Annotated in this window: 15 protein-coding genes; 5 read left to right on the top strand and 10 right to left on the bottom strand. The window is 64.2% G+C overall.

From position 1 onward, the window contains the following. Positions 1 to 87: 87 nt before the first annotated feature. Both mnmE and ISS97_RS00415 read left to right on the top strand, forming a co-directional pair. The gene (gene mnmE, locus ISS97_RS00420) at positions 88 to 1431 is read left to right on the top strand and encodes a tRNA uridine-5-carboxymethylaminomethyl(34) synthesis GTPase MnmE (RefSeq protein ID WP_379987344.1); all 1344 of its coding nucleotides are present in this window, start codon (positions 88 to 90) and stop codon (positions 1429 to 1431) included. Between the two features lie 118 nt (positions 1432 to 1549). Further along, entirely contained in the window at positions 1550 to 4081 is a 2532-nt protein-coding gene (locus ISS97_RS00415) for a DNA translocase FtsK 4TM domain-containing protein (RefSeq protein WP_379987345.1), read from the top strand. 22 nt (positions 4082 to 4103) lie between these two features. On the opposite strand, the gene rbsK is transcribed toward ISS97_RS00415, so the two are convergent. Then, positions 4104 to 4997: a ribokinase gene (gene rbsK / locus ISS97_RS00410; RefSeq protein ID WP_379987346.1), complete on the bottom strand. Its 894-nt coding sequence runs from the start codon at positions 4995 to 4997 to the stop codon at positions 4104 to 4106. A 75-nt stretch (positions 4998 to 5072) separates the two neighbouring features. Beyond that, positions 5073 to 5516: a hypothetical protein gene (locus tag ISS97_RS00405; RefSeq protein ID WP_379987347.1), complete on the bottom strand. Its 444-nt coding sequence runs from the start codon at positions 5514 to 5516 to the stop codon at positions 5073 to 5075. 153 nt (positions 5517 to 5669) lie between these two features. On the opposite strand from ISS97_RS00405, the gene ISS97_RS00400 reads away from it, so the two are divergent. After that, on the top strand, positions 5670 to 6368 hold the full coding sequence (locus tag ISS97_RS00400) for a glutathione binding-like protein (protein ID WP_379987419.1): 699 nt from the start codon (positions 5670 to 5672) through the stop codon (positions 6366 to 6368). 128 nt (positions 6369 to 6496) lie between these two features. Further along, complete coding sequence (locus ISS97_RS00395) at positions 6497 to 8776, top strand: S9 family peptidase (protein ID WP_379987348.1); 2280 nt, start codon at positions 6497 to 6499, stop codon at positions 8774 to 8776. A 52-nt stretch (positions 8777 to 8828) separates the two neighbouring features. Here the strand turns inward: ISS97_RS00395 and ISS97_RS00390 are convergent, their stop codons facing one another. From ISS97_RS00390 to lptM, 8 genes are all read right to left on the bottom strand, one after another. Further along, positions 8829 to 9206 carry a S8 family serine peptidase gene (locus ISS97_RS00390; protein WP_379987349.1) on the bottom strand — a complete coding sequence of 126 codons (378 nt, stop codon included), beginning with the start codon at positions 9204 to 9206 and terminating at the stop codon, positions 8829 to 8831. Positions 9207 to 9254: 48 nt separating this feature from the next. Then, the gene (locus ISS97_RS00385) at positions 9255 to 9869 is read right to left on the bottom strand and encodes a hypothetical protein (RefSeq protein ID WP_379987350.1); all 615 of its coding nucleotides are present in this window, start codon (positions 9867 to 9869) and stop codon (positions 9255 to 9257) included. A gap of 38 nt (positions 9870 to 9907) precedes the next feature. Next, positions 9908 to 11242, bottom strand: coding sequence for an ATP-dependent protease ATPase subunit HslU (gene hslU / locus ISS97_RS00380; protein ID WP_379987351.1), 1335 nt, complete (start codon positions 11240 to 11242; stop codon positions 9908 to 9910). Positions 11243 to 11319: 77 nt separating this feature from the next. Next, a complete protein-coding gene (gene hslV / locus ISS97_RS00375; protein WP_379987352.1) occupies positions 11320 to 11853 on the bottom strand; it encodes an ATP-dependent protease subunit HslV in 534 nt (177 codons plus the stop codon). Positions 11854 to 11971: 118 nt separating this feature from the next. Then, the gene (gene xerC, locus ISS97_RS00370; protein WP_379987353.1) at positions 11972 to 12859 is read right to left on the bottom strand and encodes a tyrosine recombinase XerC; all 888 of its coding nucleotides are present in this window, start codon (positions 12857 to 12859) and stop codon (positions 11972 to 11974) included. Positions 12860 to 12861: 2 nt separating this feature from the next. Next, positions 12862 to 13545, bottom strand: coding sequence for a DUF484 family protein (locus ISS97_RS00365; RefSeq protein WP_379987354.1), 684 nt, complete (start codon positions 13543 to 13545; stop codon positions 12862 to 12864). Positions 13546 to 13619: 74 nt separating this feature from the next. Continuing rightward, the gene (gene dapF, locus ISS97_RS00360) at positions 13620 to 14465 is read right to left on the bottom strand and encodes a diaminopimelate epimerase (protein WP_379987355.1); all 846 of its coding nucleotides are present in this window, start codon (positions 14463 to 14465) and stop codon (positions 13620 to 13622) included. A gap of 17 nt (positions 14466 to 14482) precedes the next feature. Next, positions 14483 to 14653: an LPS translocon maturation chaperone LptM gene (gene lptM, locus ISS97_RS00355; protein WP_379987356.1), complete on the bottom strand. Its 171-nt coding sequence runs from the start codon at positions 14651 to 14653 to the stop codon at positions 14483 to 14485. Positions 14654 to 14817: 164 nt separating this feature from the next. On the opposite strand from lptM, the gene ISS97_RS00350 reads away from it, so the two are divergent. Further along, positions 14818 to 15507, top strand: coding sequence for a hypothetical protein (locus ISS97_RS00350; RefSeq protein WP_379987357.1), 690 nt, complete (start codon positions 14818 to 14820; stop codon positions 15505 to 15507). Positions 15508 to 15516: the final 9 nt, after the last annotated feature.

Below are 15516 nucleotides of genomic sequence, written 5' to 3'. Positions count from 1 at the left end.
GCAAGCGGCCTTTTCTTTTTGCATCGTTTGCTTCCGGCCCGCTCTGCGTGGCCATAATCCCGCCGATACCGCTACGCGCCGTCCGCCATGACTTCCGCCGTCGACACCATCGCAGCGATCGCCAGTGCCCCAGGCGCTGCCGGTGTAGGTGTGCTGCGGGTATCGGGTCCGGCCGTGCCTGCGATCGCGCGACACTTGCTTGGCCGTGACCCGCAGCCGCGCCATGCGCACTTCGCGGTGTTCCGCGATGCGCTCGGCGAACTCATTGATCAAGGCTTGCTGTTGTATTTCCCCGCGCCGGCCTCCTACACCGGCGAACACGTGCTGGAACTGCAGGGGCATGGCAGCACTGTGTTGCTCGACGGCTTGTTGCGCCGTGTATGCCAGCTTGGCGCACGGTTGGCGCGCCCCGGCGAATTCACCGAACGTGCCTTTCTCAACGGCAAGATGGATCTGACCCAGGCCGAAGCGGTCGCCGATCTGATCGCCGCGCGCTCGCAGGCCGGCGCACGCGCCGCGTTGCATTCGATGGAAGGTATGTTCTCGCGCAAGGTGGATGCCTTGCTGCAGGCGTTGATCGCACTACGCGTGCATATCGAGGCGGCGATCGATTTCCCTGAAGAGGAAATCGACTTTCTCGCCGATCCCGCCATAACGCGCCAGCTCGATGCCTTGCGTGAACGACTGGCCGACTTGCTGCGCGAGGCGCAGCGCGGCGTCCGTCTCAACGATGGCTTGCGTGTTGCCATCATCGGGCGCCCCAATGCCGGTAAATCCAGCCTGCTCAACGCGCTGGCAGGCAGCGAGCGAGCCATCGTCACTGACATCGCCGGCACCACCCGCGATGTATTACGCGAAAGCCTCAGTCTGGATGGGGTTGCACTGGAGCTGGCGGATACGGCCGGCCTGCGTGAAACGGACGATCCGGTGGAACGCGAAGGCGTACGTCGTGCCCATGGCGAACTTGCACGCGCCGATGTCGCTCTGTTGGTTACCGATACACAACACGCGGAACACGATCTCGCCCTACTAAGCGATCTGCCAGCCAGCGTCGAACGCCTGGTGTTGATCAACAAGATCGATCTGGCACATACGCACTCGCGCTACGAGACACGCGCCGATGCGATTTGGGTGTGGGCCTCCGCGAAAACCGGCGAAGGCCTGGATGCCCTGCGCGATTACCTCAAACAGCTCGCGGGCGCCGGCAGCGGGGAAGGCGCTTTCAGCGCGCGCCGCCGCCACGTGCTGGCACTGGAACAGGTCGCCGTCCATCTCGACAGCGCTGCAGACGTTCTGCTGGCAACTCGCGCCGGTGAACTCGCCGCGGAGGAACTACGCCAGGCACAACATGCGCTGGGCGAGATCACCGGGACGTACAGCAGCGATGACTTGCTGGGCGCGATCTTCAGCTCGTTCTGCATCGGCAAGTAAGCGTCACCCATCGACGCGCCCGTGGAATAACAGCCCGTTACAGAACAATCTGCTGACGTTCGTGACGCTGTGGCGCTAACATGCTGAGTTTGCAGGCACGCACCGAACAAACCCAGGCATGCTCACTTTTTTCTTTGGCGCCTTCGGGCTGTCCACTCTCTGGCTTATTCCCCTGATCTGGCGCGGCATCCGCGCCGCCATGACCAAAGGCCGCAAGCGTCCGGTGGGCGGCGAGGGGACAATCCGTTTCTGGCTGGGCGGTGTGTTTGTATTGCTGGCGAGCGCCACGCTCGAAGGCCTAGTTGTTGCGCACTACACCGACAATCCGACCGCGGGTGGCGTGATTTGCCGTGCGTTGGCCAGTGCCTTCGGCGCCATGTTTGGCACCGCGCTTTCTGTCGTGCTGATGCTCGCACTGCTCGTCGTTTCATTGCGCTGGTACCCGGGGCTGTCCTGGCGATCAGCGTTCGCGCAGACATCGGCGAAGGTTGATCTGTTTGCGGGCCTGCTGGAAAGAATCATCGCGCCGCTGAAGGGGCGATTTGGCCATCAGCGCACAAGCGGCGCTGTGCGGCGCGCAGGTGCCGCATCCAAATCACGTCGCAATGCGCAAGCGATCGCTCGTCGACCTGTGGCGACGGTAGCCACTGCTCCCGCTCCGTCGATGGAGCGGACGCCAGCGACGTCAGTCATTCAAACACCCGCTATGTCGCAGCGATCGCACGCGCCGATTCGCGAACAGGTCATTCGCGAGCCATGGCTGCAGCCGAAAAATGCGCGGCCAGTAACCGTGGCTCCCGCGGTATCCACCGCACGAATCGCCGCCGCGATGGCTGCCGCTTCAGCGCGCACCACCCCAGCCTATGAAACCGAGCCAGCCGTTCGGACCGAAGCGGCGGCCGAGGTCGCATCCCCTCCCCTTGCCGACGCCGTGTCCGACGAGACACCACGTCCGCTGGTGTTGCCAGAGTCTGTCCATGTAGACAACGAATTGGCAGACACGCCACCGATAAATGCATCGGACGAAGCGCTGGATTTCATGCCGGCACCACAGGTCGCACGCGCAAACCCACCCGTGCGTGGTCGATTCGTCGCAGCCAACGACGACGAGCCGGCAGCCACTGCGGTAGAACAGGTGACGCCGGTGACGAGCCTGTCGCGTCCGCGTGCTGCCGCGATGCTGCCGCCCTTGTCGTTGCTGAGCGGCGCGACGCTCGAATCCACTCTGGTCGGCGAAGCCCAGCTTGCCGAGACCGGCGAATTGATCGAGCAGCGCCTGCGCGAGTTCAAGGTGCCGGTCACGGTGGTCGGCGCGTCAGCCGGCCCGGTCATCACCCGCTTCGAAGTCGAACCCGCCGTGGGCGTGCGCGGCAACCAAATCGTGGCGCTGATGAAGGACCTCGCGCGTGGCCTCGGGCGCACCTCCATCCGCGTGGTCGAGACTATTCCAGGCAAGACCTGTATGGGTCTGGAGCTGCCCAACGAGCAGCGCCAGATGATCGCGCTGTCGGAAATCCTCGACTCCGCCGAATACCGCGGCTCCGATTCGTTGTTGACGCTGGCGATGGGCAAGGGCATTACCGGCGAACCGGTGGTGGCTGACCTGGCGCGCGCGCCGCACATGCTGGTCGCCGGCACCACCGGCTCGGGCAAGTCAGTGGCGGTGAACGCCATGATCCTGTCCATGCTGTACAAGGCCACGCCTGACGACGTGCGCATGATCATGATCGATCCGAAGATGCTGGAACTCTCGGTGTACGAGGGCATTCCGCATCTGTTGGCGCCAGTGGTAACCGACATGAAGCTGGCCGCCAACGCGCTGGCCTGGTGTGTGGCGGAAATGGAGAACCGCTATCGCCTGATGTCCGAGCTGCGCGTGCGCAATCTCGCCGGCTACAACCAGAAAATCCGCGAGGCCAAGGCCGCAGGCCGTCCGCTGCTCAATCCATTCCCGGCGCATCCGGAAATCCCCGAGACGCTCGATACGTTGCCGATGATCGTGGTGGTGATCGACGAGCTCGCCGATCTCATGATGGTCGCAGGCAAGAAGATCGAAGAACTGATCGCGCGACTGGCGCAGAAAGCGCGCGCTGCCGGCATTCATCTGATCCTCGCTACGCAGCGCCCTTCGGTCGACGTGATCACTGGCCTGATCAAGGCAAACATTCCTACGCGCGTGGCATTCCAGGTCTCGTCCAAGATCGACTCGCGCACCATCCTCGACCAGATGGGCGCGGAAAGCCTGCTCGGCCAGGGTGACATGCTGTTCCTGCCACCTGGTACCGGTTATCCGCAGCGTATCCACGGCGCCTTTGTGGCCGACGAGGAAGTGCATCGCGTGGTGGCCCACCTCAAGCAATATGGCGAGCCCGACTACAAGGACGAGATCCTTGCCGGCCCGCCGAGTGAAGGTTCGGGCGAGCTGTTCGGCGAAGAAGGCGCCGATGCCGAACTCGATCCGCTCTATGACGAAGCGGCCGCTTTCGTACTGCGTTCGCGTCGCGCCTCCATTTCGTCCGTGCAGCGCCAGTTCCGCATTGGCTACAACCGTGCCGCACGCCTGGTGGAAGCCATGGAAGCAGCTGGCCTGGTTTCGTCGATGGGCATCAATGGCCAGCGCGATGTGCTGGCGCCGGGTCCGGCTGATTGAGGTGGATGGCGAAGCGAGTGGCTCAGCCGTGCCGGGCGAGCCACGTTTCCAGTTCTTTCGCGCGCGGCATGCCGCCTTGGGCGCCAAGCCGGGATATCGATAGCGCCGCAGCCGCACAGGCTTTGCGTACGGCGACGGGCAAGCCTTCGTGCAGGAAGGTGGCGAGTGCCGCGTTGAAGGTGTCGCCGGCACCGGTGGTGTCGACGACGTCGATCGTGAAGCCGGGCTGGTGCGCCGGTTCGCTGTGGTCGCTGTACCACGCCCCTTCAGCGCCGCGGGTAAGCACCACCGGACAGGGCGCGCGACGCATCAACTCACGGAAGTCCTCGTGTTCGTCGGCACCGAGCAGGATGGCTAGTTCGTGCTGGTTCGGCGTGACATAGCGCGCCAGTTTCAGCCACGCCTCCGGCAGCTTCTGCGCCGGTGCGGGATTGAGGATCACCGGCACATTCAATCGCTGTCCAAGACGCAGCGTGGCTTCCACCGACTCCAGTGGGATTTCCATCTGCACCAACACCGCATCGGCACGTGAAATGATGGCCTGGGCCTGCTCCACCTGCGCCGGCGTCACGCACGCATTGGCGGCGGGTACCACGATGATCTGGTTCTCGCCGCCGGCCACGGTGATCGATGCGGTACCACTGCCACAATCGGCAATGTGGCGTACGTGATCGAGCTGCACACCTTCGCGCGCAAGGCCGTCACGCAATTGCTGGCCGAAACCGTCGTCGCCGAGCGCGCCCACCAGGGCTACTTCGGCGCCCAGGCGAGCGGCGGCGACAGCCTGGTTCGCACCTTTGCCGCCGGGCACGGTGACGAAGCGTTCGCCCAGAATGGTTTCGCCGGGACCCACGAAACGCGGCGACAGCGTCACCAGATCCATGTTGATGCTGCCGACCACCACCACGCGCGTCATGTCCCGATCCTTAGCCCTGCGATGAAGACCGCCGAGCATACGTGATGCGGCGCCCGCCGTGACGGGCCGGCCGGGTCACTTGCCGGCGTTGTCGGGCATGGGCGTGGTGGGCTCGTTCTTGGCGCCCTCCTTCTCCTGTCGGCGCTCGATCATGGCTTCGCGCATGCTCAGGTAGCGCTGGCGCTGGTTGTCAGTGAGTACCGCCTGCAGCTGGGTATCACCATCTTTCATGATGGCCTGCGCTTTGGCGCGCCGATCCGCGCCCCTCACGCTGCGGTCGCTTTTCAGTGACTGCAGCTGTTGCTGGCGGTTGCTGAGAATGGCGGCAATCTGGTTCGTCTGTTCGGTATTGAGCTGCAGGCGCTTGGCGAGTTGATTCGCACGCTGCTGTGGATCCATGGGGCGCTTGGCGGCATGCGCACCGCTGCTGTCCTGAGCAGCTGGAGTACTGGTCTGGGCATACGCGCCGGCGCTCAGGCCGAGGGCGAGCAGGGTCAGGCAGGCGAGGATCTTCTTCACGTGGGTATCTCCGCGGGGATCAGGGCGATGAACGTGAGCGCTCAACGCGCGTTGACCGTGGCATCGAAGTACCCGTCGCCTTGAAAGCCCGCCTGAAGCCCGAACATCCCAGGAACCGCCCGCGTCGACGGGCATTCCATGATCGAGCTGCCCATGATCGAGCTGCACTACTGGCCCACACCCAACGGCCACAAGATCACCCTGTTCCTCGAGGAGGCTGGCCTGCCTTACGAGATCAAGCCGGTGAACATCGGCAAGGGCGATCAGTTCAAGCCCGAGTTTCTCGCCATCTCGCCCAACAACCGCATGCCGGCCATCGTAGATACGGCGCCGGCCGATGGCGGCAAACCACTGAGCGTGTTCGAGTCGGGCGCCATCCTGCAGTATCTGGCCGACAAGACCGGCCGCTTCCTCCCGACCGACGTGCGCGGCCGCTTCAAGGTCCTGGAATGGGTGTACTGGCAGGTGGGCGGGCTGGGGCCGATGCTGGGGCAGAACCACCACTTCAACCGCTATGCGCCGGAAAAGATCCCCTACGCGATTGACCGCTACGTCAACGAAACGCGCCGGCTCTACGGTGTGTTGAACAAGCAGCTGGACGGCCGCGCCTTTATTGCCGGCAAGGATTACACCATCGCCGATATGGCCGCCTATCCATGGATCGTGCCTTACGAAGCGCAGAGCATGGTGCTGGACGATTTCCCGCATCTGAAAGCCTGGTTTGAAGCCATCCGCGAACGGCCCGCCACCAAGAAGGCTTATGAGATCGGCGAGTCGATCAAGGGCCGTTTCGACCTGACCCAGGACGAGGAGGCCCGCAAGGCGCTGTTTGGGCAGGGTGCGAAAGCCTGATCTTCCGCCGCGCATTCGTTTGAATGCGCGGCCTTCTGCGCACAGGTAAAGCTGGCATCGCGCGGCATGACGCGTTCTAATCCGCGTTTGTTCTTGCGCCTTACTCGCAGCAGTCCAAGGAAGTACCCATGCGCGCCCTCCTCTTCGCCACTCTGATGACGGTGGCCCTGCCGACCATGGCCGACAAACTCACTATCGAACGCATCTTCGACGGCGGCAGTCTTGCCGGCCCCGCGCCACGTGGCTTGCAGATCTCGCCGGACGGCAGCCGCATCACCTTCCTGCGTCCGCGCAGTGACGACCAGTTCCAGCTCGACCTGTGGGAATACCGCCCCAAGGACAACAGCACGCACCTGCTGGTGGATTCGCGCAAGCTGGAGCCGCAGGGCGAGCAGCTTTCCGATGCGGAAAAAGCGCGCCGCGAGCGCGCCCGCACGGCAGGGCTGCGCGGCATCCTCAGCTACCAGTGGTCGCCGGACGGCAAGCAGCTGCTGTTCCCCATCGGGGGCAAGCTTTACCTGTACAACCTTGCCGACGCGAAGCCGGCGCCGCGTGCGCTGGATACCGGCGGCGACGTGATCGACCCGAAGATTTCGCCGAAGGGACGCTTCGTATCCTATGTGCGCGACCAGAATCTGTGGGCGATCGATCTCGCCAGCGGCGAGGCGAAGCAGCTCACCCATGACGGCGGCGGCACCGTGCATAACGGCGAAGCCGAGTTCGTCGCGCAGGAGGAAATGGATCGCAGCGCCGGTTATTGGTGGGCTCCGGATGACAGCGCGATCGCGTTCGAGCGCTACGACGAAGCCAAGGTGCCGGTGACCAAGCGCACCGAGGTTTATGCCGATCGCACCGAAGTGATCGACCAGCGCTACCCGGGTGCGGGCGATCCGAACGTCGCAGTGAAACTGGGGCTGGTCGCACCGGCCGGTGGTCAGCCGCGTTGGATCGACCTCGGCAAAGACACTGATATCTACCTGGTGCGCGTGAAGTGGCTGCCGGATGGCAAGCACCTCACCTATCAGCGCATGCCGCGCAGCCAGCAGAAACTGGAACTGAAACTGGTCGACGCGAAAACCTTGGCGCAGCACACCCTGCTCACCGAAACCAGCGACACCTGGATCAATCTCAACGACGACTTGAGCTTCCTCAAGGACGGCAAGAGCTTCCTATGGGGCAGCGAACGCAGCGGCTTCCATCATCTCTACCTGTACGGCATCGACGGCAAGCTCAAGCACCCGGTGAGTCAGGGGGACTGGCAGATCGATGGCGTGCTGGCGGTGGATGAGCACAACGGCACGGTGTATGTCAGCTCCAACCGCGACTTCGTGCCGGATCGCCAGATCTACGCGCTGAAGCTCGATGGCAGCACGGCAGGCGAGCCGGTGCGCATTAGCCAGGGCGCCGGCACGCATATGGGGGAGTTCGCGCCGAACGCCGGCTTCTATCTCGATACCTATGCCAGCGCCGACACGCCGCCGCAGGTCAGCGTACACAAGCCGGATGGCAGCTTTGTCAGCTGGATCGAACAGAACAAACTCGACGAGAAGCATCCGTTCTGGCCGTACCGCACCAGCTTGATCAAGCCGGAGTTCGGCACGCTGAAATCAGCCGACGGGCAGACGCTGTACTACCGCATCTACAAGCCGGCCGGTTTCGATCCGACCAAAAAGTACCCCGTGTTCGATGCCTACTACGGCGGCCCGCATGCACAGCTGGTGGTGAATACCTGGGGCGACTACTTCAACCAGTACATGGCCAACCAGGGCTACGTCGTGTTCACCCTCGACAACCGCGGCATGGCGCGACGTGGCCGCAAATTCGAGGACGCCATCTATCAGCAGCTCGGCGCGGCCGAAGTGGAAGACCAGATCGCCGGCATTCACTGGCTGAAAGCGCAGCCCTGGGTCGACGGCAAGCGTATCGGTGTATTCGGCTGGAGCTACGGCGGCTTCATGACCACCATGATGCTGTCCAAGGCGTCGAACGAACTCGCCGGTGGCGTAGCGGTAGCACCGGTCACCGATTGGCGCTTGTACGACACCTTCTACACCGAGCGGTATCTGGGCCGTCCGCAGGACAATGAAGCCGGCTATACGCGCAGCAGTCCGTTCGCGTGGCTTGATGGCCTCACCAGCAAGCTTTACCTCGTACATGGCATGGCTGACGACAATGTGCTGTTCCTCAACTCCACCAAGCTGATGGCGGAGCTGCAGAAGCGCGGCTCGCAGTTCCAGCTCATGGCGTATCCCGGCGCCAAGCACGGCCTGAACCTGCCGGGCCAGCGCACGCACGTGTATCACCTGATCGCCAACTTCTTCGACCGGGAAGTGAAAGGCGCCGCGCAGCCTGTAGCACGTGCGCCTGCGGCAGCGGCTTCCACGGCCGCAAACGCCACTGCCCCCTGAAAACGAAAGCGCCCGCCAGTGTGACTGGCGGGCGCTTTGTCGAAACGAGGGTTTATTTGCCGATCTTGGGACCGCGGATCGGGTTGACCTGTAGCCGCCGGTCCATCTCCACACCCATCACGCCCGGTTGTGCCTTGAAGCGTGAAATGCCCTGCTCCGCGCTCATGTCCGCAGGCAACGTAACCACGATGGCATGTGCCCAATCCATGCTGCGTACCAGCGTCGCTCCCACGGCCCTGCTGGCGTCCGCCATGGCGGCAGGACTGACGTCATCCTTGAAGCTGACGATCAACTGCACGGGGGCGGGCTTGGCGGCGCTGACTTGGGTATCAGGCATGGCTGGCGGGTTCCCGGCAGGGTGGGCGCAGGCCGCACCCGTGCTCAGTGGCAGCAGCAATAAGGCACGAAACAGCAAACGACGGGTGGGCATGATGCTTCCAGTCTCGGGCGGGAAGCAGCCAGCCTAGTCTGTCGCGGCTTACTGCGCGTGACCGACGCCCGAATCGCCCTGCTCCAGCGGCGGCGGCGTACCGGCGACTGCCAGCAGCGACTGGGCGTAGCCGTCCTCGATGCTGAGGGTGGAAACCTCGTCCCAGGAGAAGAACGACGCCTCGCGCAGCCACTCCGCGTCGGGGCTGATTTCCTGCATGTTGAAGCCGTCTTCCTCGACGCTGATCAGCTTGCCGATGTAGCAGACTTCGGATTCTTCCTCGCTGTCCACGTGCACGCCGATCACCGGCGATTGCTTGGCGGCGGCTTGCACCACTTCGCGGATGTCGTCCAGCGGAAAGCCGCGCGGCGGGCGCGGCAGGATGTGCTTGAGCGCCAGCGCCTTCTCCATGAAGACGGCGTGTTTGTCCGGCGCCTCCAGTTCGGAGATGTCGCGGTGCCGCATGATGTACATGCCGTCGTAGGTAATGCCATCGCCCACGACCCACAGCAAGAAAAATTCGCGGCCAACCCCGCCGACATAGCCACAGAAGCTGCCGTGTTCGAGTTCGCCGCGCCATAGGCGGATCAGTTGCTGCTGTTGCTGCGCTTCGCGCAGCTGAGCTCGCTGACCCGTCGTCTTGAGTTCAATAACCTTTCCCATACGCCCCTAATTTTAACAGCCGGGGTCTTTCCCCATGTTTACAGGATGTAACGGCTCAGGTCCTCGTCCTTGACCAGGCTGCCAAGGTTTTTATCGACATATTCGGCGTCAATTACGTACTTTTCGCCGGATTTATCTGCAGCTTCGAAGGAGATTTTCTCCAGCAGGCGCTCCATGACCGTATGCAGGCGGCGGGCGCCGATGTTCTCGGTGCGCTCGTTCACCTGGAACGCGACCTCTGCCAGGCGATCAATGCCGGCATCGGTGAACTCGATGCTCACACCCTCGGTACCCAGCAGTGCCACGTACTGTTTGGTCAGCGCGTTTTGCGGCTCGCGCAGGATGCGCTGGAAGTCGCCTACCGACAGTGCCGACAGCTCCACCCGGATCGGCAGGCGACCCTGCAGTTCGGGAATCAGGTCCGACGGCTTGGCCAGCGAGAACGCGCCCGAAGCGATGAACAGCATGTGGTCGGTCTTGATCGGGCCGTACTTGGTGGACACGGTGGAACCTTCCACCAGCGGCAGCAGGTCGCGCTGCACGCCCTCGCGGCTGACGCCGGCACCGCCCCACTCGGAGCGCTGAGCGATCTTGTCGATCTCGTCGATAAAGACGATGCCGTTCTGCTCGGCGACAAACACCGCCTGCGTCCGCACTTCATCCTCGTTGAGCAGCTTGCCGGCCTCTTCGTCGATCAGCAGCGGACGGGCCATCTTGATGGCCAGCTTGCGCTTCTGCGACTTGGCGCCACCCAGGTTCTGGAACATCTGGCGCAGCTGCTGGCCCATTTCCTCCATGCCTGGCGGCGACATGATTTCCACGCCTACGTTCATGGCGAAATCAAGCTCGATCTCGCGGTCGTCCAGCGCACCTTCGCGCAGCTGCTTGCGCAGCTTCTGGCGCGTATCGCTGTCGATCGCCGGCGCCGGATCGTGCGACCAGTCGGTAGGTGTCTGGCGGCGCGGCAACAGCGCGTCGAGGATGCGATCCTCCGCACGGTCCTCGGCCTGCGAGCGCACGCGCTTCACCGCCTGCTCGCGGGTGAGTTTGTAAGCCACGTCGGCCAGGTCGCGCACGATGGATTCCACATCCTTGCCGACGTAGCCGACCTCGGTGAACTTGGTTGCTTCCACCTTGACGAACGGCGCGTTCGCCAGCGTCGCCAGGCGGCGTGCGATCTCGGTCTTGCCCACGCCGGTGGGACCGATCATCAGGATGTTCTTCGGCGTCACCTCCTCACGCAGGCCCTGCTCCAGCTGCATGCGGCGCCAGCGGTTGCGCAGCGCGATCGCCACCGCGCGCTTCGCGTCGTGCTGGCCAATGATGTAGTGGTCGAGTTCGTTGACGATTTCGCGGGGAGTCAATTCGGACATGGGGTCACCGGAGAATGAGGTCTTTGTCCGGCCTGGGCCGGGATGACGTTACTGAAGGGCCGACGCCGGCTGGCGCATCAAAGCTCTTCGATCGTCGTGTTGTGATTGGTATAGATGCAGATGTCGCCGGCGATCTTCAGCGCCTTCTCGACGATCTCGCGCGCATCCATCGCTGTGTTTTCCATCAGCGCGAGCGCGGCGGACTGCGCGTACGGGCCACCGGAGCCGATCGCGATCAGGCCATGCTCGGGCTCAAGTACGTCGCCATTGCCGGAGATCAGCAGCGAGGCGTCCTTATCCGCCACCGCCAGCATGGCCTCGAGGCGGCCCAGGCGGCGGTCGGTACGCCATTCCTTGGCCATTTCCACCGCGGCGCGGGTCAGGTTGCCGCTGTGCTTGATCAGCTTTTCTTCGAACAGCTCGAACAAAGTGAAGGCATCGGCGGTAGCGCCGGCGAAACCGGCGAGTACGTCGCCCTTGCCGAGACGGCGGATCTTGCGGGCGTTGGCCTTCATCACCGTGTTGCCGAGGGTGACCTGGCCGTCGCCGCCGATCACGACGCGGCCGTTGCGGCGAACGGAGATGATAGTGGTGGCGTGGAACGATTCCATGAGGGGCTCCGCATTAGCTTGAGCGGCAGAGGTGGGGCCGATGGGCATGCCGTTCAATATGCTGGGGCTTGCGGCGTCGCCGGAGTGTTATGGCGCCGTGGAACGTTGAGGGGGCAAATCAGCCCTTTCGCTTGGCTCGCGGATGCGCCGCGTCATACACCTTGGCCAGGTATTGGAAATCCAGATGGGTATAGATCTGGGTGGTCGCGATGTCGGCGTGCCCCAGCAATTCCTGCACGGCGCGCAGGTCGCCGGAGGATTCCAGCATGTGGCTGGCGAAGGTGTGGCGCAGCAGATGCGGATGCACGCGCTTGGCGAAACCCTGGCTCAGCGCGAGCGTCTTCAGGCGTGCCTGCACCGTGCGCGGGCTGATCGGCGCACCACCGCGACCGCGGAATACCGGAGATTCAGGCGCGCGTCCTTCGACGTCGCCTAGCGCACGCAAGGCGTTCACCGCATGCTTGCCCACCGGCACGATGCGCGTCTTGCTGCCCTTGCCGAGCACGCGCACTTCGCCAGCGCTCAGGTCGAGATCCAGCCAGCGCAAACCGACCAGTTCGGACAGACGCAGTCCGGAGGAATAGAACAGCTCCAGCATGGCGCGGTCGCGCAAAGTCAGCGCCCCGCCGCTGTCGGCTTCCACCAGGGCGGTGGCTTCATCGACATCCAGCACCTGAGGCAGTTTGCGATGCACCTTGGGGCCGCGCACGCCAGCGACAGGATCGTGCTCCAGCATGCCTTCGCGTTGCAGTTGGCGGAACAGGCTGCGGCAGGATGAGAGCAGGCGCTGCAGGCTCTTGGGCGACAGCCCCGCGCGATGCTCGGCGGCGACGAAAGCGCGCATACGATGCGCATCGAGCGCGGCAAAGCCAGACACCTGCTGCACCTCCATCCAGCGCAGCAGCTTGTCAAGATCGCGACGATACGCATCGACGGTGTGCGATGACGCCTTGCGCTCGCCGGCGAGGCGGGCGAGCCAGGTCTCGACCTGGCCGCGCGGCTCCATGCTCAGGCGCCGTCCTGCGAGCGCAGCAGCGCCGCGGTAACGGTGGCGGCGATCATCTTGAGGAACAAGGTGCCCATGCCCGGCTGGAAATGATCCGGATCGCCACTGCCGATGGCGAGTATGCCGAGTTCGCCCAGCGGCATCAGCGCGGTCGACTGGATCGACGGCGCGTGATCGCCGAACAACCGGTATAGGCGTTCCGCCGAAAGACGCCCGGCGATGGGCTCATGGTGGGCAAGGAAATCGGCGAACTCCGGCAGCTCCGCGCGACCACCCGGGAACTGCGTTAGCCAGTCGGCCGGAGGCAGGGAAGCATCGCCGAACAGCAGCAGCCGCACCTGATCGGTCTTGAAATCTTCCGACAGCTTGGCGATCACGCTGCGTGCCGCAACGGCCGGCGTATTGGCGCGCAGCACGGCGACATTGAGATCGTGCACGCGCTGCATCAGCTGCTCGTTCTCGGCAGCAATGCTGACCAGCTCGGCCAGGCGCCGCTCCAGCTCGGCGTTCTTTTCGCGCAGCTGCTGCAGCTGATACACCGCGAGCGAAGCTACGGGCCCTTGCTCACGCGGCAAGGTCAGCTGCGCTGCCAGTTCCGGAAAGTCGTTGAGAAAGCCTGGATGACGGCGCAGGTAAGCGGCTACATCCTGGGCTTGCAAGGTATCGTCGAGAGCGGAGTCGGTCATGCGCGGGTTACCTCAAAAACCGAAGAGTCGGGCGGGTGGTCTGGCGCCGAGTGTGCGATGGCCGTCATGACGCTTCAATGCGCGGTCATCCCCAGCCACTCGCCTTCAAATACAAAGGCGGCCGGCCCGGTCATCCACAGCGTATGTCCAGGGCCAGCCCAGTCGATCTGCAAGCGGCCGCCCGGAAGTTCGACCTGCACACTGTCGTCCACTTCGCCGCGCTGGCGCATCACCGCCATCGCGGCGCAGGCGCCGGTGCCGCAGGCCAGGGTCCAGCCGCTGCCGCGCTCGTGTACGCGCAGGCGCAGATGGCGGCGATCCAGGACTTGTACGAAACCGGTGTTCGCGGCTTCCGGAAAGCGCTCGTGCGTCGACAGCAGTGGGCCGTGACGGAACAACGCAGGCAAACCCAGATCAGGCACCACCACAACGGCGTGCGGGTTGCCCATCGATACGACGCCGGCCTCCAGCATCTCTCCGCCTACATCGAGGTCGTAGCGGTCGGCCGGGGCATCGGTCTGGAAGGGGATGTGCTCGGGCCGGAAATCCGGTTCGCCCATATCCACGGTGACCTGGTCCGCCGCCAGCAAGCGCACGGTGACGGGGCCGGAAGGACTTTCCAGCCGCACCGTATCGCCGATCGCCAGCGCCCCATCGCGATGTAGCCACGCCGCCACACAACGCACGCCGTTGCCGCATTGGCCGGAGGGCGAACCATCGGCATTCCAGATGCCGTAATAGAACGCGCAGGATGGATCGCGCGCCGGCTCGATGCTGATCAGCTGATCGAAGCCCACGCCGTTATGCCGGTCGGCGATCGCACGGATCTCCGTCTCGCGCAGGCCGAAGCCATCGCGACGCGCATCGACAATCACGAAATCGTTGCCAATGCCCTGCATCTTGGTGAAGCGCAATTTCATGAAATCGCCGGATGCCTTCAGTGTTGCGCGGGTGCCGCCGTGGTGGCGGCCGGAGCGGGTACAACCTTAGCCGCGGTCGGTGCCGGAGCCGGCTTCGGCGGCGGCATGTACAGCGGACCCTTGTTGCCGCAACCGGCCAGCACGGCCGTGACGAGGCAAAGCGGGAACAGCAGGATGGATCGACGCATGGATGTGGGTTCCTACGGAGACGGCCGCAGTATAGCGATGCCCACCAGTCGCGCCGCGATAGGCCGTGCGGTCGACCATTCAGCGTGTTTCGGTTCGGAGCGACACGCAGCAGCCGTTATCATGCGTAGGTCACCGCCGTTTCTCGGCGTGGAGTAAAGAAGTTATGGATTGGACCACGCTGCTGCGCCTGCCCAGCACCCTCCTGCTGGTACTGGCGGTGATCGCACTGCTTTTCACCCTGGTGCAACTGGTCGCCCTGCGCACGCGCCTGCATGCCGGCCAGCGGCTGGCTGCCACGCTGCGGACCTTGCTGCTGCTGGTGGGTTTCGCACTCACCTTGACGCTGGCTGGCGCCAGCTGGAGCCTGCGCGGTTATCGCCTGCTGTCGGAAGAAACGCCGGTGGTGGCGATCGACGCCCGCATTCTGTCACCGCAGCGCTGGGCGCTGACCCTGCGCTGGCCCGATGGCAGCACGCGTCAGGTCGCTGTATCCGGTGATGCCTGGCGGGTGGAGGCCATCGTGCTGAAGTGGAAACTGCCCGCGCTGCTGGCCGGCCTGCCACCGCTCTACCGCCTCGACCGCCTGAGCGGACGCTACGACGATCCCGCGCAGGAAGCACAGGCACCGCGCACCGTCATCAGCTTCGACGAAGCGGGTGCCTATGACGTGCTCGACCTCAAGCGCCAGCATCCGCAATGGCTGCCTGGCGTGGACACCGTGTTTGGCAGCGGCGCCTTCCTGCCGCTAGTCGACGAAGGGCACTACAACGTCAGTCTGATGCGCACCGGTGCGCTGGTGGCGCGCCCGGACGAAGCCACGGAGCAGCGCCTCGGCCAGCCGTTCGGCGGCTAAACGGACGCT

The organism is Dyella koreensis (assembly GCF_044904565.1).
GTDB lineage: Bacteria > Pseudomonadota > Gammaproteobacteria > Xanthomonadales > Rhodanobacteraceae > Dyella_D > Dyella_D koreensis.
This window is presented reverse-complemented; position numbering and strand designations above follow the sequence as displayed.

Bases quoted from the DNA above. Each gene is read 5' to 3' on its own strand.
- dapF (WP_379987355.1), bottom strand. From the start codon at position 14,465: ATGAAATTGCGCTTCACCAAGATGCAGGGCATTGGCAACGATTTCGTG.
- ISS97_RS00395 (WP_379987348.1), top strand. From the start codon at position 6,497: ATGCGCGCCCTCCTCTTCGCCACTCTGATGACGGTGGCCCTGCCGACC.
- ISS97_RS00385 (WP_379987350.1), bottom strand. From the start codon at position 9,869: ATGGGAAAGGTTATTGAACTCAAGACGACGGGTCAGCGAGCTCAGCTG.
- ISS97_RS00400 (WP_379987419.1), top strand. From the start codon at position 5,670: ATGATCGAGCTGCACTACTGGCCCACACCCAACGGCCACAAGATCACC.
- hslV (WP_379987352.1), bottom strand. From the start codon at position 11,853: ATGGAATCGTTCCACGCCACCACTATCATCTCCGTTCGCCGCAACGGC.
- ISS97_RS00415 (WP_379987345.1), top strand. From the start codon at position 1,550: ATGCTCACTTTTTTCTTTGGCGCCTTCGGGCTGTCCACTCTCTGGCTT.
- lptM (WP_379987356.1), bottom strand. From the start codon at position 14,653: ATGCGTCGATCCATCCTGCTGTTCCCGCTTTGCCTCGTCACGGCCGTG.
- rbsK (WP_379987346.1), bottom strand. From the start codon at position 4,997: ATGACGCGCGTGGTGGTGGTCGGCAGCATCAACATGGATCTGGTGACG.
- mnmE (WP_379987344.1), top strand. From the start codon at position 88: ATGACTTCCGCCGTCGACACCATCGCAGCGATCGCCAGTGCCCCAGGC.
- ISS97_RS00390 (WP_379987349.1), bottom strand. From the start codon at position 9,206: ATGCCCACCCGTCGTTTGCTGTTTCGTGCCTTATTGCTGCTGCCACTG.
- ISS97_RS00350 (WP_379987357.1), top strand. From the start codon at position 14,818: ATGGATTGGACCACGCTGCTGCGCCTGCCCAGCACCCTCCTGCTGGTA.
- hslU (WP_379987351.1), bottom strand. From the start codon at position 11,242: ATGTCCGAATTGACTCCCCGCGAAATCGTCAACGAACTCGACCACTAC.
- ISS97_RS00365 (WP_379987354.1), bottom strand. From the start codon at position 13,545: ATGACCGACTCCGCTCTCGACGATACCTTGCAAGCCCAGGATGTAGCC.
- xerC (WP_379987353.1), bottom strand. From the start codon at position 12,859: ATGGAGCCGCGCGGCCAGGTCGAGACCTGGCTCGCCCGCCTCGCCGGC.